The sequence below is a fragment of the Solwaraspora sp. WMMB335 genome, from assembly GCF_049179075.1.
Classification (GTDB): Bacteria; Actinomycetota; Actinomycetes; order Mycobacteriales; family Micromonosporaceae; genus Micromonospora_E.
Genome location: NZ_JBMHMF010000001.1, coordinates 7,647,543 through 7,669,185, shown reverse-complemented (window position 1 = coordinate 7,669,185; position 21,643 = coordinate 7,647,543). Strand labels below are relative to the sequence as shown.

Annotated in this window: 13 protein-coding genes; 9 read left to right on the top strand and 4 right to left on the bottom strand. The window is 72.4% G+C overall.

Annotated elements, in window-relative coordinates:
• The first annotated feature begins 171 nt into the window (after positions 1 to 171).
• The 3 genes from ACN27F_RS32895 to ACN27F_RS32885 are packed head-to-tail and all read left to right on the top strand — an operon-like array spanning position 172 to position 4,150.
• Positions 172 to 1,116 (top strand): ABC transporter permease, encoded by a 945-nt coding sequence (locus ACN27F_RS32895; RefSeq protein ID WP_421439423.1) that lies wholly within the window; start codon positions 172 to 174, stop codon positions 1,114 to 1,116.
• Positions 1,113 to 2,039: an ABC transporter permease gene (locus ACN27F_RS32890; RefSeq protein WP_421439421.1), complete on the top strand. Its 927-nt coding sequence runs from the start codon at positions 1,113 to 1,115 to the stop codon at positions 2,037 to 2,039. Before ACN27F_RS32895 ends, ACN27F_RS32890 begins: the two co-directional genes overlap by 4 nt.
• On the top strand, positions 2,036 to 4,150 hold the full coding sequence (locus ACN27F_RS32885; RefSeq protein ID WP_421439419.1) for a dipeptide ABC transporter ATP-binding protein: 2,115 nt from the start codon (positions 2,036 to 2,038) through the stop codon (positions 4,148 to 4,150). The genes ACN27F_RS32890 and ACN27F_RS32885 overlap by 4 nt, the downstream gene beginning before the upstream one ends.
• Before the next feature lie 73 nt (positions 4,151 to 4,223).
• Here the strand turns inward: ACN27F_RS32885 and ACN27F_RS32880 are convergent, their stop codons facing one another.
• Genes ACN27F_RS32880 through ACN27F_RS32870 form a run of 3 tightly spaced genes read right to left on the bottom strand, consistent with a single transcriptional unit; the run spans position 4,224 to position 8,620 of the window.
• Positions 4,224 to 6,320, bottom strand: coding sequence for an FAD-dependent oxidoreductase (locus ACN27F_RS32880; protein WP_421439417.1), 2,097 nt, complete (start codon positions 6,318 to 6,320; stop codon positions 4,224 to 4,226).
• The gene (locus ACN27F_RS32875; protein WP_421439415.1) at positions 6,317 to 7,084 is read right to left on the bottom strand and encodes an SDR family NAD(P)-dependent oxidoreductase; all 768 of its coding nucleotides are present in this window, start codon (positions 7,082 to 7,084) and stop codon (positions 6,317 to 6,319) included. The genes ACN27F_RS32880 and ACN27F_RS32875 overlap by 4 nt, the downstream gene beginning before the upstream one ends.
• 48 nt (positions 7,085 to 7,132) lie before the next feature.
• Positions 7,133 to 8,620: an aldehyde dehydrogenase family protein gene (locus ACN27F_RS32870; RefSeq protein WP_421439413.1), complete on the bottom strand. Its 1,488-nt coding sequence runs from the start codon at positions 8,618 to 8,620 to the stop codon at positions 7,133 to 7,135.
• A gap of 578 nt (positions 8,621 to 9,198) precedes the next feature.
• On the opposite strand from ACN27F_RS32870, the gene ACN27F_RS32865 reads away from it, so the two are divergent.
• Genes ACN27F_RS32865 through ACN27F_RS32855 form a run of 3 tightly spaced genes read left to right on the top strand, consistent with a single transcriptional unit; the run spans position 9,199 to position 16,503 of the window.
• Positions 9,199 to 11,172: an OmpL47-type beta-barrel domain-containing protein gene (locus ACN27F_RS32865; protein ID WP_421439411.1), complete on the top strand. Its 1,974-nt coding sequence runs from the start codon at positions 9,199 to 9,201 to the stop codon at positions 11,170 to 11,172.
• Positions 11,169 to 12,449: a multicopper oxidase domain-containing protein gene (locus ACN27F_RS32860; RefSeq protein ID WP_421439409.1), complete on the top strand. Its 1,281-nt coding sequence runs from the start codon at positions 11,169 to 11,171 to the stop codon at positions 12,447 to 12,449. The genes ACN27F_RS32865 and ACN27F_RS32860 overlap by 4 nt, the downstream gene beginning before the upstream one ends.
• A gap of 52 nt (positions 12,450 to 12,501) precedes the next feature.
• The gene (locus ACN27F_RS32855; protein WP_421439408.1) at positions 12,502 to 16,503 is read left to right on the top strand and encodes a ThuA domain-containing protein; all 4,002 of its coding nucleotides are present in this window, start codon (positions 12,502 to 12,504) and stop codon (positions 16,501 to 16,503) included.
• A gap of 45 nt (positions 16,504 to 16,548) precedes the next feature.
• Here the strand turns inward: ACN27F_RS32855 and ACN27F_RS32850 are convergent, their stop codons facing one another.
• Positions 16,549 to 18,951, bottom strand: coding sequence for a CHAT domain-containing protein (locus tag ACN27F_RS32850; protein WP_421440590.1), 2,403 nt, complete (start codon positions 18,949 to 18,951; stop codon positions 16,549 to 16,551).
• A 377-nt stretch (positions 18,952 to 19,328) separates the two neighbouring features.
• Between ACN27F_RS32850 and ACN27F_RS32845 the strand changes: the two genes are divergently transcribed.
• From ACN27F_RS32845 to ACN27F_RS32835, 3 genes are read left to right on the top strand one after another with little or no spacing between them, the layout of a single operon-like run.
• Positions 19,329 to 20,507: a S8/S53 family peptidase gene (locus tag ACN27F_RS32845; RefSeq protein ID WP_421439406.1), complete on the top strand. Its 1,179-nt coding sequence runs from the start codon at positions 19,329 to 19,331 to the stop codon at positions 20,505 to 20,507.
• A 32-nt stretch (positions 20,508 to 20,539) separates the two neighbouring features.
• Positions 20,540 to 21,127 (top strand): RNA polymerase sigma factor, encoded by a 588-nt coding sequence (locus tag ACN27F_RS32840; protein WP_421439405.1) that lies wholly within the window; start codon positions 20,540 to 20,542, stop codon positions 21,125 to 21,127.
• Positions 21,124 to 21,594, top strand: coding sequence for a hypothetical protein (locus ACN27F_RS32835; protein ID WP_421439403.1), 471 nt, complete (start codon positions 21,124 to 21,126; stop codon positions 21,592 to 21,594). The genes ACN27F_RS32840 and ACN27F_RS32835 overlap by 4 nt, the downstream gene beginning before the upstream one ends.
• The last annotated feature ends 49 nt before the right edge of the window (positions 21,595 to 21,643 follow it).

Here is a 21,643-nt window from a genome sequence, read left to right as displayed (position 1 = left end):
CGGCGGCGACGGTGACGTCGGCGGGATCCGCCCAGCGGGTCCCACGACGTCACCGTCGCCGCCCGGCCAGGCGGCACCGCGACCGTTGACGAACAAGCGCTCGTTAGGTACGTTGCGTCGACAGTCAGGTGCTGCTCAGACAGCTTCCGGCGGGCAAAGGACTGGGCACAGATGGTCTCACTCATCCTCCGGCGACTCCTGTCGGCGATCCCCCTGCTGCTGATCGTCTCCCTCGGCGCCTTCTCCCTGGTCGCGCTGCTTCCGGGGGACGAGGCGCTGGCCATCGCCGGGGAGCACGCCAGCGCCGAGCAGCTGGCCGCGCTGCGCCAGCAGCTCCGCCTCGACGACCCGTTCCTGGTCCGGTACGCACACTGGCTCGGCGGTATCGCGCACGGTGATCTCGGCGACTCGGTGGTCACCGGTCGGGCGATCGGCGAGGAGATCCTGCGCCGCGCCCCGCTGACCGCGAGCATCGCGCTGGGCACTCTCGTCGTCGTCCTGCTGATCGGCGTACCGACCGGGATCCTGCAGGGCGTCTACGCCGGACACGCGGTCGACCGGCTCGGGCTGCTGGGCAGCGCCATCGGTCTGGCGGTGCCGAACTTCTGGCTGGCCACCATGCTGATCGCCGTGTTCGCGGTGCAACTGCGCTGGCTGCCGGCCACCGGCTACACCCCGCTCGGCGACGGGCTGCTGCCCTGGGCGCAGAACCTGGTGATGCCCTCGATCACCCTCGGCGTGTTCACCGCCGCCGAACTCGCCCGGCAGCTACGGACCGGTTTCCTCACCGCGTACGCCCAGCCCTACGTCCGGACCGCCTGGTCGAAAGGGCTACCGGCCCGCACGGTCATCGGCAAGCACGCGCTGAAGAACGCGGCGGCACCGGCGATCACCGTGCTCGGCATCCGCCTCGGACACCTGCTGTCCGGCGCGGTGATCGTCGAGTCGATCTTCGGGATGCCCGGCCTGGGCAAGTTCGCCATCGACGCGATCCTCAACCGGGACTTCCCGGTCGTACAGGCCGTGGTCCTGGTGTCCGCGGTGGTCGTGCTGACCGCGAACCTCCTCGTCGACGTCGCTTACGGCCTGCTCAACCCGAAGGTGCGGATCGCATGAGTCAGCCGCCCGCCACACCCGACGCCGCCCGCCGGGGCGGCGAGCCGGCACCGGCCGGGCTGGACCGACGGGACCGCGACGACACCATCATCGCCCGGCTACGGCGCCAACCGATGACCGTGGTCGCCCTCGGTTACCTGGCGTTGCTCTGTCTGCTGGCCGCGACCGCACCGCTGGTCAGCCCGTACGACCCGTACGCCACCGACTTGCGGGCGGTGCTCGACCCGCCCTCGGCGCAACACTGGCTTGGCGCCGACGACCTCGGCCGGGACATGCTCAGCCGGCTGCTGTACGCCTCCCGGGCCTCCCTGCTGGCCTGTCTGCAGGCCGTTGGGCTCGGTCTGCTCGGCGGGATGCTGCTCGGGGTGACCGCCGGCTACTTCGGCGGCTGGGTGGACCGGCTGGTGATGACCCTGATCGACGCCGTCCTCAGCGTTCCCGGCCTGCTGCTGGCGATGTCCATCGTCGGGGTGCTCGGACCAGGGCTGCGTAACGCGATGTTCGCTTTGGCGGTCATCTTCGTGCCGATCTTCGCGCGGCTCAGCCGCATCCAGACGTTGGCGGTACGCGAGGAGACCTATCTGGAAGCGGCCCGCTCGATCGGCGTGCCGCACCCGCGGTCGATCCTGCGACACGTACTGCCCAACATCGCCGGACCGCTGATCGTGCAGGTGTTCATCACGATGGCCGTGGCCATCGTCGCCGAGGGCGCCATGAGCTACCTCGGACTGAGCATCCAGCCACCGGAGGCGAGCTGGGGAAACCTGCTGCAACGGGCGTTCTCGTCGGTCGCCACCGCCCCCTGGCTGATCTTCGTCCCCGGGCTGACCATCACCCTGACCGTCGTCGCCTTCCAGGTGCTCGGCGACGGCCTCAGCCACGCGCTGTCCGGCGGGCACCAGCAGAAAGCGAGCCGACGGTGACCGTCGCGACGACCAGACCGCCGGAACACCGCCAGCCGCCGACGGGTCACCCGTTGCTGGAGGTCAGCGGCCTGACCGTCAGCGTCGGGCCGGGCCGGGAGCCGATCCACCTGGTCGAGCAGGTAGACTTGGCCGTCGCCGCCGGCCAGACGCTCGGCCTGGTCGGCGAGAGCGGCTCCGGCAAGAGCATCACCTGCCTCGCGCTGGCCGGCCTGCTGCCGCCGGGTGCCCGGATCACCGGCGGTTCGATCCGCTTCGCCGGCAAGGAACTCACCGGGTGCTCCCCCGCCGAACTGACCAGGATCCGTGGCAGCCGGATCGGGATGGTCTTCCAGGAGGCGCTGAGCAGCCTGAACCCGGCGTTCACCGTCGGCAACCAGATCGTCGAGAGCCTGCGGCGGCACACCGGCATGACCCGCCGGCAGGCCCGCAACCGGGCGGTGGAGTTGCTGGACCTGGTCCGGATCCCGGATCCCCGGGCACGGGCGGCCAGCTACCCGCACGAGATGTCCGGCGGAATGGCGCAACGGGCGTTGATCGCGATGGCGATCGCCGGCGAACCGGAGTTGCTGATCGCCGACGAACCCACCACCGCGCTGGACGTGACGGTGCAGTTGCAGATCCTGCAGCTGCTCGGCGAACTGCGGGACGCACTCGGCATGTCGCTGCTACTGATCTCCCACGACCTGGGCGTCATCGCGACGATGGCCGAGCGGCTCAGCGTCATGTACGCCGGCCAGGTCGTCGAATCCGGCCCCGTCGAGCAGGTGTTCGCCGCTCCGCGGCATCCGTACACCTCAGCGTTGATCTCGTCCAGCGCCGATGTCGCCGACAAGTCACGCCGACTGCCGGTGATCCCCGGCCAGGTGCCCCGACCGGGCAGCTTCCCGGCAGCCGGTTGCCGGTTCGCCAACCGCTGCGCCCACGCCGACGACACGTGGGTCGACCAGGATCCGCCGTGGACGGCGTTGGACGCCGGAAACCGGGGCACCCGCTGCGGGCGACACGCCGAACTCCAGTTGCCCGGCGTCGCCATGACGCCGCCGCGAGACGGGCCGGAACGCCGGCCGCAAGACGGGCCGGAACGCGCCGACCCCGGCGCGCCGGCGGCGGGCGCCGCACCGGCGCCCGCCGGGGACACCGGGGCGGACCAGGTGCTACGGGTACGCGACCTCGGCAAGCGATTCCCGGTACGCCGGGGGGTGCTCGGGCTGCGCCGGGTGGTGGTGCACGCGGTCGATGGCGTCGACCTCACGGTGGACCGTGGTCGGACGCTGGGCCTCGTCGGCGAAAGCGGCTCCGGCAAGTCGACCGTCGGACGGCTCGCGCTGCGGTTGATCGAGCCCAGTCGCGGAGAAGTCACCTTCCTCGGCCGCGATCTCGCCGCGATGCACCGGGGCGAGTTGCGGGCCCACCGGCGGGGCATGCAGATGGTGTTCCAGGACCCGTACGCCTCACTCGATCCGTCGATGACCGTCGGCCAGAGCATCGCCGAGCCGCTCGTGGTGCACACCCGGCTCACCGCGACGCAACGCCGTCGCCGGATCGGTCAGCTGCTGCAGCGGGTCGGGCTGGACCCGGCGCTGGCCCGCCGGTCCCCACGATCGCTGTCCGGCGGGCAGCGACAGCGGATCTCGTTCGCCCGGGCGCTCGCCCTCGAACCGCAACTGATCATCTGCGACGAGCCGGTGAGCGCGCTCGACGTTTCGACCCGGTCGCAGATCGTCAACCTGATCCAGGACATCCAGGACGCCGAAGGCATCGCCTTCCTCTTCATCGCGCACGATCTCGCCCTGGTCCATCACGTCAGTCACGAGCTGGCCGTGATGTATCTGGGCCGGGTGGTGGAGACCGGGCCCGCCGGCCGGGTGTACGACCGGCCGGCCCATCCGTACACGAAGGCGCTGCTCGCGTCGATGCTGACGCCGGCCAGTCGAGGGCTCGCCGGCCGGCACACCCCGGTCGGGGAGATACCCAGCCCGATCAACCCGCCGTCGGGCTGCCGGTTCCGTACCCGGTGCCCGCACGCCATGCCGGTCTGTACCGAGGTGACGCCGCCCGCCGTACCGATCGCCGGCGGGGGTTGGTCCGCCTGCCACCTGCACGAGTGAGCCGGCTAACGGCAGGCGCCCGGCCGGCCCGGCCGGCCCGACGACCCGACGACCCGACGGCCCGAGCAGTTGATCAGTCGGTCGAGGGAACAGTCGGTCGGTCAAGGGGCCAGGTGGCCAGAGCATGCCCGAAGCGGGCGCCCTCCAGCACGGCGTGGCTCAACCGGCGCGGCGCGAGCGCGTCGCCGACCAGCTGGCACGCGACGTCGGTCGGCAGTTCGGCGGCCAGTTCGGCACGGAGTCGGTCGTCGGCCTGCCGACCGTGCGCGACGACCACCGCGCCCGCGTCCAGGTGGCGCCGCCGCGCGGTGAACAGATCCTCCAGCACGGCGGTGGCACCGGTCCAGGCGCGCAGCCGGGTCATCGGCGTGATGGTGACCGAACGGGTGAGCAGGCGCCGCAGCAGCGCGTACCGGGTGCGTGGCTCCAGATCCGGGCCGGCGTCGACGCACTCGGTGGCCAACACCACCGGCCAGCCCTCACCAGCCAGCAGGTCGGCGGCGAGGAACGGCTCCAAGTGGCGTTCGGCGCCGCCGGCGACCAGCACCGTCACCCCGGCTGGTGGCCGCGCCCCGGCGAGCAGGTCCATCGTGGTCAGCGCCGGTGCCGCGGCGGCCAGTTCCACGGCCGGGGACCGACCGCCGGTGGCCAGCAGCACCACGTCCGGGTCGAGCGCGACGATCCCGCTCGCGGTGGCGCCGGTCCCGGTGCGCACGTCGATCCACCCGGTGCCGGCCCGCCGGCCGCGCCACTGGTCGAGTCGGCCGCGCAGGTCGTGCAGCATCGGTGTCCAGCCGGCCAGCAACGGTGCGTTGACCAACTCCCGCAGCACACCGCCGGTGGTCTCGGCGGCTTCCAGCAGGATGACCTGGGCACCACCGGCGGCGGCCCGGGTGGCCGCGGCCACGCCGGCCGGCCCGGCCCCGACCACCACCATCCGCCGCCGGGACGGTCCGCCGGCGGCCGCCTTCGGTGGAGGGTCGAACTCCGCCTCCCGCCCGGCGTGCGGGTTGACCGGGCAGGAGAACGGCACCCGCACGCACTCGTTGCAGCCGATGCAGGTCACGATCCGGTCGCCGGCACCGGTGGTCGCCAGCCGGGGAAAGGCCGGATCGGCGATCAACGCCCGGGCCAGGCCCACCAGGTCGGCAGTGCCCGCGGCGAGCAGCCCCCGGGCCGTGCCGGGATCCGTTATCCGGCCGCTGACCAGCACCGGAATGTCGACCGCGGCACGGACGAGGCGTGCGGTGCCCGCCGACGGGGCCGGCCGGACCAGCCAGGGACCGGTGTACGCGGTTCCCGGTCGCCCGTCGCGCAGGCCGTCGTGGTTGCCCAACGACAGGTTCAGGTAGTCGACCAGGTCGGCGATGCCGGTGGCGATCCTGGTCACCTGCGCGGCACCGAGTCCACCGGCAAGTTCCTCACCCGCGCTCAGCCGTACGCCGAGCAGCGCACCGGTGCCGACGGCGCGGCGGACCGCGATCAGCAGGCGGCGCAGCAGCCGCAGCCGGCGCGGTCCGGAACCGCCGTAATCGTCGGTCCGACGGTTGTAGTGCGGCGAGAGGAACCGGTTGAGCAGATAGCCATGGCCGGCGTGCACCTCGACGCCGTCCAGTCCGGCGGCGACGATCCCGGCTGCGGTGGTGGCGTAGCCGTGCACCAGGTCGTCGATCTCGTCGACGGTGAGCGCATGCGGTACGGAGCCGGTGTCGTCGGCGGGTACGGCCGACGGCGCGAGAGTCGGCTGGAAGTTGTCCCAGCCGCGTTCGGCCCCCGGATGGTGGATCTGGCCGATCGCCACCGCGCCGCCACCGTGCACCGCCTCGGCGAGCCGGGCGAGGTGCCCGTGCGCCGCGGCGAGCAGCACGTCGCGGTGTCGCGGGTCGCTGACGTGGAAGGAGACCGCGTCCGCGTCGGCGTACCCGGCCGGGTCGGCGGCGGCGACCGGCGGTGGGTAGATCGGGTTGGCGTACACGCCCTGCCCGGCCGGCAGGATGACCATGGCCACGCCGCCGGCCGCCCGTTCGGTGACGTAGCGCACCAGCCGTCGCGGCGGCAACCGGCCGAGATGCGGGGTCATCACCATCCGGTTGCGTAGCCGGTGCCGGCCGATCGTGATCGGCTCGGCGAGCGGGTCGACGGCGCGGTCGACGGCGCGGTCGACGCTCATGTCGGCAGCAACGTCTGTAACGCCACGCCGAGTCCGCCGTCGACGGCGAGAACCTGACCGGTCATGTACCGGGCGGCGTCGCTGAGCAGGAAGACCACCACCGGCGCGATGTCCTGGGCCGCACCGGTGCGACCCAGCGGGACGGCGTGGCCACGGCGTGCGGCGGCCGCCGGGTCACGGCTGCTGGCCGAGAAGTTCGTGCCGCTGACGATGCCGGGGGCGACGGCGTTCACCCGGATGCCGTCGACACCCCATTCCAGTGCCATCTGTTGGGTCAGCGTGATCACCGCGGCCTTGGCCGCGTTGTAGGCGCCGGCCCCGGGGGCCGGGTGGATGCCGCAGAGCGAGGCGATGTTGACCACCGCGCCGCCGCCGGTCAACGCCGGCAACGCGGCCTGCGCGCAGTACAGCGCGCTGGCGCAGTCGATCCGCATGACCGCGTCCCAACCGGCGGCGTCGATGCTGCGTAACGGTGCCGCGCGGACCACGCCGACGTTGTTCACCAGGCCGGTGAGCCCGCCGAGCCGCTCGCGTGCCGCAGTCACGACGCCACCGGCCGTCGCCGGGTCGGCGACGTCGCCGGGTACCGGGTACGCGGTCCCGCCGCCCGCCGTGACGGCGTCGGCGGTGGCCGTCGCGGCGGCCGGGTCGATGTCGTTGACGGCCACCGCCGCCCCGGCCACGGCGACGGCGTGCGCGATGGCCGCACCGATCCCGGAACCCGCGCCGGTGACCAGCACCGTCCCATCGGTCAGTTCAGTCAACTGTGTCTCCTTCGGCAGGGCCGGCGGACAGCGGACCGCCGGACGGGCTCACTCGTCAACGGCCAGCAGCACGTTCTTCGTACGGGTGAACTCCAGCAGGCCGGCGAGCCCACCGACCTTGCCGTAGCCGCTCTGCTTCACCCCGCCGAACGGGGCGAACGGCCCGGCCGGTGCCCCGGCCCCGTTGATCCCGACGTTGCCGACGTCCAGTGCCGAGGCCACCCGCAGCGCCCGGTCGACGTCCCGGGTGTGTACGTAGCCGGCAAGGCCGTACCGGCTGGCGTTGGCCAGTTCCACGGCCTGCGCCTCGGTGCGGAAGCGCAGCACCGACAGCACCGGGCCGAAGATCTCCTCGGTGGCGAGCTCGCTGGCCGGATCGACGTCGGCGAACACCGTCGGCGCGACGAAGTAGCCGCCGGCCAGTCCGTCGCCGAGGTGTTCTGCACCCAGGCGCTCACCGCCGAGGGCGAGGGTGGCCGTGCCGTCGCGTCGGGCGCGGTCGATCACCGCCAGCACGCGCTCACAGGCGGCGGCGTCGATCAGCGGGCCCATTCGCGCCGCCGGGTCGAACGGGTCACCGACCTCGACCGCCCGCAGCCCGGCGACCAGCCGGTCGAGGACGTCGTCGTACACGTCCTCGTGCACCAGCATCCGGGTCGGGATCGTACAACCCTGTCCGCTGTTGGCGGTGATCAGCAGGGCGAACCGGCAGGCCCGGTCCAGGTCGGCGTCGGCGAAGACCAGCGACGCGCTCTTACCGCCGAGTTCGAGCAGCAGCGGGGTGAGGGTCGGCGCGGCGGCTGCCTGGATCCGGCGTGCGGTCCCCGGCCCGCCGACGAACCCGATCTTGTCCACGCCGGGGTGCCGGACGAGAGCGTCGCCGACCTCGGGGCCGCCAGGCAGGACGCTGACCACGCCGGGCGGCACGCCGGCCTCGGCGCAGAGCCGGCCGAAACACAGCGCCGCGAACGGGGCCTGCTCGGGTGGCTTGATCACGACAGCGCAGCCGGCGGCGAGCGCCGCGGCGACGGTGGTCTGGATGTTGGCCAACGGATGGTTCCAGGTGAGGATCGCCCCGACCACCCCGATCGGCTCCAGCAGCGTCAGGTCGAGCCCGCCGGGCGTCCGTACGGTGTCACCGGTCGCCTTGTCCAGCCAGCCGGCGTAGTAGTCGAAGAAGGTCTGGCCACCGGTGTAGCGCTGGTAGGACAGCGCGGCCGGGGTGCCGACCTCCAGCGCGTTGATCGCGGCCAGATCGGCGGCCCGGTCCCGGATCAGCGCGCCGAGCCGGAGCAACACGTCCCGGCGGCGGTCGATCGGCCAGGCGCGCCAGGCGGGTTGGGCGGCCCGGGCGGCCACCACGGCCTCGGCCACCTCGTCGGCCCCGGCCAGGGCGTAGACCTGCTGCACCCGGCCGGTCGCCGGGTCACGGTGTTCCCGCTTGCCGCCGGTGCCGGTCTCGCGCCACCGCGGGCCGACCAGGAGCCCCGGTTCCAGCAGTCGGGTCGGGTCGCCCGGCCTACTGATCACGGTCATTCAGTCCACCTCCCAAGCGCTTGCTTGGTAGACGATACCGCAGTGACGACGGCAAGGAAACCCACCGAAGGCGCCCGAGAGAGATCCACGACGGCACCAGGCTTCCGTCGGACCGGGCGTCACTTTGCCCATCACAGCGAGCCAGGCCCCGAGGAGGGGCTACTTTCCGTAAATATTGACGAAAGCCTAGGCGATTCCACCTAAAGATGTAGACACATCAATCACAAGTGGCTAACCTCTGACGTCACTGAGGTGTTTCGGCGAGGTAACCAACGGCGTGGCCAACTCGACCGGACACCCTTCGACCGGGGACGGCCCCCACCCGGAGGGTGCGCACCTCACCGGGGCCGTGGCACCCCCCGGGAGCACTGGACACCCTCATCCCGCGCGACGGCGCGCGCCCGACTCGTCGCACCATCCCATCCAGCGCGCAGCGACCCCGGTCCCCTTTCACCTTGTCCGGTCAGGACAGCTTGTGGATCCACTAGCGATGCCAGACCCAATCTGTCCACTGTGCTTCTCTGGCCAGGGTCGCCGCCACGCGTCCGCGAAACGCTTGCCCGAAAGGTGTGTTGGACATGCCAGTTGCTCGAACCGGGTACGGCGGACCTGCCCGCCGGACCCGACCACCAACCAGGTCGAGACGATCGCTGACGGCACTGGTCGCGGTGGCCGGCATGCTGTTCAGCTCCACCCTGGCCGCCGTCCCGGTCAGCGCCCGGCCCACCCATGGCGGCCCGCCCGAGCAGTTGGCCGCCCAGGTGCTCACCTGGACCGCGGGCAACGACGTCACGGCGTACGCCTCGGCGCCGGCCACCGCCGTGCCCGGCCCGGCCACGCTGGTCTTCGAGAACAGCGCCGCGACCGGCAACACCAGCGGCATGCAGCACACGCTGACGTTCGAGACCGGCGACCCCACCTACAACCAGGACGTCGACGTCAACATCCTGGCCGACCCGTTCGACGCCAACGGCGGTCGCTGGTCGGTGGACGTCGTGTTGACCCCCGGCACCTACCGCTACTTCTGCGCCATCCCCGGGCACGGCCTGATGAACGGCATCCTCGTGGTCAGCGACGAGACCGGTGACGACACCACCCCGCCGACGGTGACCGCGTCGCTGTCCGGCCCCCGCGACGACGACGGCGCCTACCTCGGCACCGCCACCGTCACCCTCACCGCCACCGACGACGACTCCGGAGTAGACACCATCGAATACTCCCTCGACGCCGCCGCCTACACCGACTACACCGCACCCGTCACGGTCAACGAGCCCGGCCAGCACACGGTCGACTACCGCGCCACCGACCTGGCCGGCAACACCTCCGACGCCGGGTCGGTCACCTTCCAGGTCGTCACCCCGCCGGACCCGGACACCGTCGCGCCGACGGTGTCCGCGACGGTGTCCGGGGCGCAGGGCGACGACGGCGCCTACCTCGGCACCGCCACCGTCACCCTCACCGCCACCGACGACGACTCCGGAGTAGACACCATCGAATACTCCCTCGACGCCGCCGCCTACACCGACTACACCGCACCCGTCACGGTGAACCGTCCGGGCCGGCACACCGTCAGCTACCGCGCCACCGACAACGCCGGCAACACCTCCGACCCCGCGTCGGTCACCTTCACGATCGTCACCGGCGGCGGCGACCCGCAGTGTCCGGTGCTGGACACCCGTGCGGTGGTCTGGCTGGGCACGGTCAACAGCGGGGTGCCGAACCGGCAGGTGGGCCCCGGCTGCACCATCAACAACCTGATCGCCAGCGAGCGGCTCTGGCACAACCATCAGGAGTTCATGCAGCACGTCCGGGCAGTGGTCAAGGACCTGCGTCAGCGGGGCGTCGTCAGCCAGCCGGAACGGGTCACCCTGATCGAGGCGGCCAGCAGCTCGGGGGTCGGCAAGTCCGACGCGCACACCGGCTACCACTCGATCCTGAGCCGCTCGGGCTCCTCCTTCGACCAGTGGGAACACGTCGGGTCGGGCGGTTTCACCCGCAACGCCGACGGATCGATCACCAGCCGCCCGGTCGCCGGCCTCGGCCTGCTCTGGTTCCCGATCCGCACCTACGGCGACTTCTCCCTCAAGCTGCAGTGGCGCGACGACGCCCCCGGTGACGCCCGCGCCAACAGCGGCGTCTTCGTCCGCTTCCCGGCCGTACACCAGCACCCGGACGAGCCGCGTCCCGAGTGGGTGGCGATCAAGTACGGCCACGAGGTGCAGATCCTCGACAGCCCCACCGGGGACCGGTACAAGACCGGTTCGGTGTACGGCTTCGACGGCGTCGACCTCGACGGGGCGGCGGTGACCTCGAAGGGCACCTGGAACGACTACGAGATCCGGGTGGTCGGGCAGCACTACTCGATCTTCCGCAACGGGGAACTGGTCAACGAGTTCGTCAACACCCCCGGCCTGGTCTTCGATCCGCCCCGGGCCGACGATCCGGGTGGCGCCGGCCGGCAGCGCGCCGAGGGTTACCTCGGGCTGCAGGTGCACGGTGCCGGCGACATCGTCAGCTTCCGCAACATCCGCGTCGCCCCGCTGACGCCGTGATCGCCACCCGCGCCAACGGCGACCCGACCCCCGCGCCGACCGAGTCGGCCCAGCGATTGGACACGACCTTGCACACAGACCCGCTCGATGACGGCCGCAGACCGGCCCGGCTGCTCGGCACCGGCGGCGGCCGCGCGCTGGTGGTGCTCGCGGTCATGCTGGTGACGTTCGCCGGCGCCGGCACCGCGTACGCGATGCAGGAGTTCGCCACCAACCAGGCGGCGGCCGCCGGCCCGCACGACGGCGTGGTGCCGGACGGCTGCGTGGCACCAGACCGCCACCTGCAGATGTACGCCGTCGAACTGCCCCGTGACCCGGTGACCAACCAGATCCGGTTGGGCTACGGACTGACCCCGGAAACGGCCTCCTACCCCGGCCCGACGATGGAGATGATCGAGGGCGAGTGCCTGGCCATCACCCTGCACAACCAGGTGACGGCCGAGACGTTGGCACAGTTGCGTACCGACACCGAGCATCCGCTCGGGCTATCGCTGCACGCGCACGGCGTGAAGTACACCCAGGACTCGGACGGCACCGTGCACAGCGGTTCGTACGTGGCGCCGGGTGAGTCGCGCACCTACACCTGGTACGCCAAGCCACGCAACTCCCGTACGGGTTCGCCGGGCACGGCCGGCTACTGGTGGTACCACGACCACGTGGTCGGCGGTCCGCACGGCACCCAGGGAATCGGCTCGGGACTGTTCGGTGGCCTGGTGGTACGCCGCCAGGGTGACCCCCGGCCGGACCGCACCTACGTGACCGTCTTCGGTGACCGCCAGTCGATCAACCTGCGTCGGGGCGCCGCGACCGACGACTGCGACCTGGACAACCCGGTGCCGGGCCCGGCCTGCTTCGTCGCCAGGGTCGGCGAGCGGGTGGAGTTCATCGTGGTCGGCATCGGCGACGACATGCACACCTGGCACGTGCACGGACACTCCTGGGCGGACACCCGTACCGGCGTGGTGGCCGGTGACAACAAGGCGATCGTCGACTCGATCCCGGTGATCGACAACAAGACCCTCGGCCCGGGTGACTCGTTCGGCGTCACCATCGTCGCCGGTGACTCGGTCGGTCCCGGTCACTGGATGCTCCACTGCCACATGCAGTTCCACTCCGACCTGGGCATGGCGACCACGCTGCACGTCCTCGACGAGAACGGACAGATGCCGCCCGGCGGCCACCAACACCGGGCGGTGCTCGACCAGGTGAGCGTCGACCGCGCCGGATCCAGCAGCGACATACAGGCCGGCGCACAGCACGACGGCCACCACAACTGATCCGTCCCTCCCCCACTCCGGCGCACCCCGCCGACCGCTGTAAGGAGCAGGAATGGCCGACAGACGCCATTTCAGGTTTCCCCGATCCCGTCCCCGACCCGGCAGCCCTGGCCGACGCGCCACGGCGCTCACCGCCGCCGCGACCCTGCTGGCCGGTCTGCTGACCGTCCCGGCCTCCCCGGCACCGGCCTACACCGCACCGCCGACCTGGGGCAACCGGGTGGTCAACGTGCTGGTCTTCCACGGTCCGGAGGCCGAACAGGCCGACCCGGTACGCCGCGCCACCAACGTGATCCGCCGCCTCGGCAACGAGCACGGCTTCTACGTGCACTCCTCCGACGACCCGAGCGTGTTCAACCCGGACAACCTGGCCCGCTACCGCAGCGTGGTCTTCCTCTCGACCAACGGCGTCACGCTCGACGACGCGCAGGAGGCCGCCTTCCAGGCGTACGTCAAGGCCGGCGGTGGCTTCGTCGGCGTGCACGACGCGGCCTACGCCCAGTCCGGTTCGGCATGGTTCACCGGTCTGCTCGGCACCCGGCCGGCACCCACCCTGCCACCGTCGGAGACGGTGGTCGAGGCGAGTGCCAGCGGCAACAACCCGCCGAACGAGACCGCCACGCACGCCTTCGACGGCCTGACCGGCACCAAGTGGTTGACCCGCACCCCGACCGGTTGGCTGGCCGGCACGCTGGCGGCACCGACGGTGATCACCCGGTACGCCCTGACCTCGGCCAACGACTTCGCGGGCCGTGACCCCCGGGACTGGACCCTGCAGGGCTCCACCGACGGGCAGGACTGGACCGACCTGGACCGGCGCACCGGTGAGACGTTCGGGCAGCGCTACCTCACCCGCCAGTTCACCGTCGACAACACCGAGGCCTACCAGCACTACCGGCTGACCATCACGGCGAACAGCGGCGAGCCGTTGACCCAGCTCGCCGAGCTCTGGCTGATCGCCGAGGACGCCGGGTCGGCCCCGGAGACCCAGGTCCAGCGGGCCACGGTGGACATCACCGACCGGAACCATCCGGCCACCGGGCACCTGCCGCTGAGCTGGACCCGCGACGACCAGTGGATCAACTGGGACCCGAGCCCGGTCGGCCGGGTGCACACCGTCGCCCAGGTCGACGAGTCGAGCTACGACGCGGGGCTGAGCGGCAACGGCCCGTTCCACCCGGTCTCCTGGTGTCACGACTACGACGGCGGCCGGTCGTTCTACACCGGCATGGGCCGTACCGAGTCCGCCTGGGCGCAGGACGCGCAGTTCCGCGACCACATCCTCGGCGCGATCCGGTGGACCGCCGGCACGGTCCGTGGCGACTGCCAGGCGACGATCGCGGCCAACTACCGGGTGGAACGGTTGACCGGCGCCAACCAGGCGGGGCAGATGGACCAGATCGGTGAGCCGCACGGGCTGACCATCGCCCCGGACGGGACCGTCTTCTACATCGGACGCGCCGCGTGCGCCACCGGCGCCATCCCCGACTGGTCGAGCCCGGACGTCGGCAAGGGCTGCGGCACCATCCACCAGTGGGATCCGCAGACCGGGCAGGCGAAGCTGCTGACCACCCTCGCCGTGATGGGCAACCGGGGCAGTGGCAGCGAACTGGTCAAGAACGAGGAGGGTCTGCTCGGCATCACGCTGGACCCGCAGTTCGAGCAGAACGGCTGGTTCTACGTCTACTGGATGCCGCACGAGTCGATCGACCGGGACCGGCGGATCGGCCAACGGACCATCTCCCGGTTCACCTACGACCACGACGACGCCACCGTCGACCAGGTCAGCCGGGCCGATCTGCTGCACTGGGACACCCAGATCCACAGCTGCTGCCACGCCGGCGGCGGCATGACCTTCGACAACGCGGGCAACCTCTACGTCAGCACCGGCGACGCCAACTCCTCCGGCGGCTCCAGCGGCTACTCCGGCAACAACTGGACCCAGGAGTACGCCGGCACGTCGTTCCAGGACGCCCGGCGCACCGCCGGCAACACCAACAGCCTCAACGGCAAGATCCTGCGGATCACGCCGCAGCCGGACGGCACGTACAGCATCCCGGCGGGCAACCTGTTCACCGGCGACGAGGAGGGCGGCGGCAAGACCCGCCCGGAGATCTACGTGATGGGGGTACGCAACCCGTCCCGGATCGCCTGGGACCCGGTGAACGACTGGCTGACCGCGGCATGGGTCGGCCCGGACGCCACCAACCCCGATCCGCAGCTGGGTCCGGCGAAGTACGAGAACGCCACGATCATCACCTCCGCCGGCAACCAGGGCTGGCCGTACTGCATGGGCAACCGGCAGCCGTACCGGGACCGCAGCAACACCGACGCGACCGTGCTGACCGGCTGGTACGACTGCGACAACCTGCGCAACGAGTCGCCGCGCAACACCGGGTTGGTGCAACTGCCGCCGGCCCGCGACAGCATGATCTGGTACTCGCCGCAGGGCGGCGGCCCGGTCTTCCCGATCCGCACCGACGGTAGCGGTCTGCCGTCGTACGTGCCGGGCGAGGAGACCTTCACCCGGCCGTACCTGCGCGGCGGCGGCCAGGCGGTGATGAACGGGCCGACCTACCACCGCTCCGAGATCGACCAGGACAGTCCGGTGGCCTGGCCGGAGTACTGGGACGGCAAGTGGTTCATCGGCGACCAGTCCAACTCCGGCAACCGGGTGGCGGTGACCGTCGACCCGGCGGTCGTGCCCACCCAGGGGGCGCCCGCCTTCGGTGAGGACCTGCGGGCGATCATCCCGGGCGGCAACGGCGGCACCCAGCTGCAGTCCTGGATGGACGCGAAGTTCGGCCCGGATGGCGCGCTCTACCTGCTCGACTACGGCGGCGGATTCTTCACCCTGCACGGCAACCAGAAGCTGGTCCGGATCGTCTACGACGGCGGGCCGGCCACCCCGGGCCCGCAGGACGCCTCCGCCCGGGTGCCCGACCCGAGCGACCCGCGGACGGTGGCGTTCTCCAGCCACCGGGTCGGCGGTGTCGCCTGGGAGTGGACCTTCGGCGAGGGCAACCGGGTGTCGCACCTGCCGCACCCCACCCACACCTACCGCAAGCACGGTCGCTTCGAGGCCAAGCTGAAGGTCACCTACGCCGACGGGGAGGTCGCCGAGCAGACGGTGGTCGTCGACACCGGCTGCGACGCCCCGGACGCCCGGGAGACGGTGTGGCTGCTGGACACCGACACCGGGCTGCCCAACCGGCCGGCCGGGGCCGGCTGCACGGTCAACGACCTGATCGACGACGAGCGGGAGTGGCCGAACCAGGGCTCGTTCACCAGCCATCTCGACGAGGTGGTGGCGCAGCTGACCGGCGACGGCGTGCTGGACGACGACGAGGCGGCGGCACTGCTCGCGGCCGGCGACGCCGCCCCGATCGGCCGCACCGCCGGCTACCGGCCGCTGTTCGACGGCACCGGATACTCGCTGGCCGGCTGGCGGCAGGCCCCCGGCGGCACCTTCAGGCTGCGACCGGACGGTTCGATGAGCACCTCCGGCGGGCTCGGCATGCTCTGGTACGGCGCGGAGGAGTTCGCCGACTACTCGCTACGCCTGCAGTTCAAGGACGTGTCGCCGGGATCGATTCGGGCCAACAGCGGGGTCTTCGTCCGGTTCCCGGATCCGCGGATCCCGGTGGCGGACCGGCCCGAGGGCAGTTGCGGCACGGTCGGCTCGGCCCGCAGCTCGCAGGCGTGGGTGGCGATCTTCTGCGGCCACGAGATCCAGCTCTACGACGGGACGACCGGGGAACCGCAGAAGACCGGGTCGATCTACAACTTCCAGCCCAACGACCTGGAACAGGCCCGTCCCGGCCCGAAGGACGAGTGGAACGACTACGAGATCCGCGTCGTCGGGCAGCACTACACGATCATCCGCAACGGGGTGACGATCAGCGAGTTCGACAACGTACCGGGCAAGCAGTCGTCCCGCGCCGGTGACCCGCCGACCGATCTGCGCCAGTTCGCCAGTGGTTTCGTCGGGTTGCAGAATCACGGCACCAACGACGTGATGGAGTTCCGCAACGTGCGGTTGCGGCCGCTGTAGCGGCGGCGGCGCCGGACCCGGGCGGTGGCCCGGGTCCGGTGCCGGTCAGCCGGCGCCGAAACAGACGAAGGCGGCGGCGGTGGCCGCGCGGGCGTCCAGGCCACCGCCGATCTGCGCCTGTGCGCCGGCGAGGGCGACCGCCGGCGGATCCCCGGCGGCCAGCCGCCGGTGCACGTCCACCATCAGTTCCTGGGCTGCCAAGTCCTCCGCCGGCAGGACGCTGGCCAGCACGTTCGCCGTACCGAGGTGCAGCAGCGCGGCGGTGAGGCCCATCAGTTCCTCGCCCGGGTGCACGGCCGACAGCCCCACGTCACAGGCCGAGAGCACCACCGTGCCCGGCGCGTGGGCCAACCGTTCCAGGTCGTAGACGGTCAGTGGGCCGTCGGCCAGGCGCACGTGCGAGAACATCGGATTGTCGGTGCGGAACTCGCCGTGCGCGGCGAGATGGGCCAGCGGTGCCCCGTCGAGCGCCTTGAGCACGGCCTCCGCGGTGGCGTCCGCGCCGGTCAACGCCTCGACCGGGGCGAGCGCCTCGGCCAGCCGACGCACCTCGGCGTCCGCGTGGCGCAGACCGGGACCGGCGACCAGCACCGGGTGCGGTCCACGCGGTGGCGCGGCCGCCGCCGCGCGGGCGGTCCGGTCCCGCGAGTACGCGGTGAGCCACGCCGAGGCGGACGGTGCCACGGTGACCGGTCGACCGGCGCAGGTCGGCAGCAGCGCCCACGGCATCGCGTGCAGTGCCCCGACCGGGACCAGGACCAGTCCGCCGCCACCGAGCCAGGACCGGAGTCCGCCGAAGATCACGTCGTCCAGGCGACGTACCGCGTACTCGGCCGCCGCCGCGGCGGCGGCCCGGGACTCGGCCGCCCCGTGCCCGAGCAGGATCCGCCGCAGCGCGAAGCGCAGCGCGCGCAACTCGTCGGTGACCACGCTCAGGGGAGCCAGCGCCCGGCTGCGGAACCGGCCGCCGCAGGCCACCACGGCGTACAGCGTCCGGTCGAGCTCGAACAGCTCCACCAGGGTCCGGTCGGCGAGGGCCGTGACGAGCCGGTCCAGCGGCGCACCGGTGCCGGTGCCGGGCTCCGTGCCGATCGCCCGCCAGCTGCGGGACCGGATCCGTTCCTCGATCGCCCGCTGCCGGCGCAGCAGCGTCGTGACCCGGGTCGCGCCCGGCTGGCTCGCCTCGTCGACCACCCGGCGCAGCTCGGCGAGATCGGCGGCGAGCCCGGCCTCGTCCGGCGGACGGGTCGGCGGCAGGCGCAACGCGGCGGCCCGCCATCGTTCGCTCCAGCGCAGGACGGCGCGGGCCCGGTCATCGCGGACCGCGAGCCGTAGTCCGGTGCTGGCCAGGTCGAGGGCATGCCCGCCGGCCAGTACCCGCAGCTCGGTGGCGCCAAGGGCGGCCTGGTAGCGGTCCAGCACCGCCATCCCCGCCGCCAACGCGCGACGTGCGCCGGCCGGATCACCGGTGGCGTCGCGCCGCAGTGCCTCGGCGTGCCAGGCGCGGGCGCGCAGCTGGGCGGGACCGCCCCGGCCGGCCGCGCGGATGGCGCTCAGCTCGGCGGCGACCGCCGCCACCTCGGCCTGCCGCCCGCCACGCAACGCGCGGTCCAGGGCGAGGCCTGCGGCGTAGAGGCGGGCGTCCAGCGCCGGCCCCGGCCAGTGGCTCGCGGCCAGCGCCCGCGCCACCGAGCGGGCCTGCCGCAGGTGCGCCGGCCCGTCGCAGGCCGCCGCCCGCAGTCCGACATAGCGGGCGAGCGCCGCCCAGGCCGGACGATCCTGCCGGATGAACGCCCGGTGCGCGGCCCGGGACTGCCCGGTCGCGGTCACCCGGTCGTCCTCGGCCAGGGCGACCTCGGCCAGCATCAACCGGGCCTGTGCCTCGAACAGTCCCATCCGGCTGGCGCGGGCGGCGTCGAGGGCCGCCTCGGCCGCCGCCCGCGCCTCCGGCAGCAACCGGGCGCGCAGCAGCAGCTCGCCGCGGTCCATCAGGGCGATCGCCGGGCGGGTGGTCCGGGCAAAGTACTCGTCGGCCAGGTCGTACCAGCGCAGGGCACCGGGGATGTCGCCCGCACGCGACAGTACGAAGCCGAGGTTGTGCCGTACCTGCGCCAGCGCCAGCTCCTGGCCGAGCGTGGCGTACCCCTGTTCCGCGCCGCGCAGATCGGCCTCGGCCTGACGCAGGCTGCCCCGGTAGGCGTGCAGGACTCCACGGTTGGTCAACGCCCGTGCCTGCCAGAGCTGGTCGTCGCCGCGACGGAAGGCGGCGAGCGCCTCGGTGTAGCCGGCCATCGCCTCGGCGAATCGGCTGAGCCGGTCGAGGATCAGGGCGCGTTGCATCTGCAGGCGGGCCGCCGGCAGCCCGCGCAGGGCGGGCGCGGCGATGTCGATCTCGCGTAGCGCCCGTCGCGGGTGACCGGCCTCGGCCAGCACCAGGGCCAGGCTCATCCGGGCCTCCGCCGCCCGGCGGTCCAGCCCCGCCGTCTGCGCCACCCGGCATGCCTGACGGAGCTGGCGCAGCGCCCGTACCGCGTCGTGCTGTTCGCGGGCGACCAGGCCCAACGCCCGCAGTGCCAGCGACTCCTCATCGGAGTCACCGCGTTCGCGGGCGGCGGCGAGCGCGGCACCGGCGACCACGGCCGCCCGCTTCGGGTCGGCGGTGACCAACCGCAGCGCGTCGCCCGCTGGACCGTTGTCCGCCCGATCGCCGCTGCCCGACACCTGGCGATCCTGACACAGCCGGAAACTGTCGGGTACCGGTCGTATCAGCGACCGGTGTCGGCCCTCTAGTTTGGCGAGGCCCGCCAAGTGGAGGAGAGATCATCATGGCCACGTCTCCGGAACGGCTCAGCCGATACACTGCCCGCCGCCAGACCCGGTTGGAGGGTCTCCGACAACTGCGGCACACCGCCGTGGGCACCTCCCGCGCCTGGTACGTCGCCGACGAACTGCTCGTCGTCGACGACGGACGGCGCGACGTGGAGCGTTACCTCGGCCGGGCCGCTGCCGCCCGTGCGGATTCCGGCGACGAGGAGTTGCTGCCGGGCCTGCGCCGCTACCGGGCCCCCGGGTTGGACGTGCCGGGCGCGCTGCGGACCCTGCGCGCCGCCCGCCCGTCCGGCACCCGACTGGCCAGCCCGAACCACATCTTCCTGTCCAGCCCGTTCAACCACGGTGGCCCGTTCGGCCCACCGGTGCCCACCGCCGCGATGACGATCAAGTCCCCGGCGGACGGTGTCGACCCGGTCCCGGTGACCATCGTGGACACCGGACTGTGGCGGGACACCCGGCTGCCCACCGACTACCTCGTCCCGGGCGGTGTCGAGCTGGAGACCGAGACCGACGTCGACAACGACGGGCTGCTCGACGGCGACGTCGGTCACGCCAACTTCATCGGCGGTGTGATCACCACCCACACGGACCGGGCGGCGCTGCGGGTGATCCGGGTGCTGGACACCTTCGGTGTCTGCACCGAGGCGGACCTCGCCATCGCGCTCGGACGGCTGCACCCGGACACCAAGGTCATCAACCTGTCGCTCGGCGGGTTCACCGCAGACGGCACGGCACCGCTCGGCATACGGACGGCGCTGAGCCGGGCGTTGTCCGGGCACGACCGGGTGGTGGTCGCCGCCGCCGGCAACGACGGCAACCGCACCGATCCGTTCTGGCCCGCGGCGTTCGCCGGTGCGGGCGAGTCGTGGAGCGGGCAGGTGGTGGCCGTCGCCGCGCACGACGGCACGCGACTGTGCTCGTGGAGCAACACCGGTTCGTGGGTCAGTCTGGTCGCGCCGGGTCAGGACGTCAGGAGTACCTTCATCGACCACACCTTCTTCCCGGACGGCTGGGCACTGTGGAGTGGTACCTCGTTCGCCGCGCCGCGGGTGGCCGCCGAGGTCGCCGCGCGGATCGGTGCCGGGGTGGGTGCGGTGGCCGCCGTCGAGCGCCTCCTGGCGGAGGTGGCATCGGCCGGGCAGCGCTTCGGTGGCCACGTCGGATTGATATGAGCACCCTCGACACTGCGGTACGCTCTGCCGCCATGAGCCAGGACGATGAGGTCGCCGAGCTGGTTCACGCCGCGGCGGGCGGCGACCGGGCGGCGTGGGAGGCGCTGGTCGCGCGCTATGCGAGGCTGGTGTGGGCGGTGGCGCGCGGTTACCGGCTCGACGACGCCGACGCGGCCGACGTGAGCCAGGCCACCTGGCTACGGCTCGTGGAGAACCTCGGCCGGCTACGCAATCCCGCGTCGGTCGGGTCGTGGCTGGCCACCACCGCCCGCCGGGAGGCTCTCGCACTGCTGCGCGCCCGGCGGGAGGCGCCGCTACCGGACTCCGCGACGCCGGAGCCGACCGACGACACGCAGCCGGAGCCGTGGCAGCGACTCGTCGCCGAGGAGACCGACGCCGAGTTGTGGCAGGCGTTCCGCCGGCTGTCGGCCCGCTGCCAGGAACTGCTGCGACTGCTGGTCATCGAACCGACGGAGAACTACGCGGTCGCCGCGACGACCCTGTCGGTGCCGATCGGCAGTCTCGGCCCGACCCGCGCCCGGTGCCTGGCGACGCTGCGGTCCTATCTGCGCGAGCCGGGACCGCGGCGACCGGTTGGAGAGGAACGTTCAGAGGCATGAGCGACGACCCGACCACCCCCGACGACGAGTTGCTCGTCCGGCTCGACCGGCTGCTGGCCCGGATCGACCCGGTCCCGCCGCAGGTGCTGTCCGCCGCCATCGCCAGCTTCGACTGGCGCACCCTCGACACCGACCTCGCCCGGTTGGTCGACGACAGTCTGTCCGCGTCGGCCGGGGTGCGCGGCGCGGCGGCGCGATTGCTCACCTTCCGGGCCGAGGCGTTGACCGTCGAGGTCGAGATGACCCGGATCCGTGATCGGCTGCGGATCGTCGGCCAGCTCGTGCCGCCACAGCCCGCACGGGTGCGGGTCGAGCGGGCCGGCGGCGAGGCCGCCCACCTCACCAGCGCCGAGGCCGACGCGCTCGGTCGCTTCACGCTGGACGGTCTGCTGCCGGGGCCGACCCGGCTGGTGTGCGCGACGGCCGACGGTGAGCCGGCGGTGTACACCGAATGGATCATGCTGTGATCAACGAAGACGGTCGGGGCTGAGCCGACCGCACCAGGTCGTCGAGTTT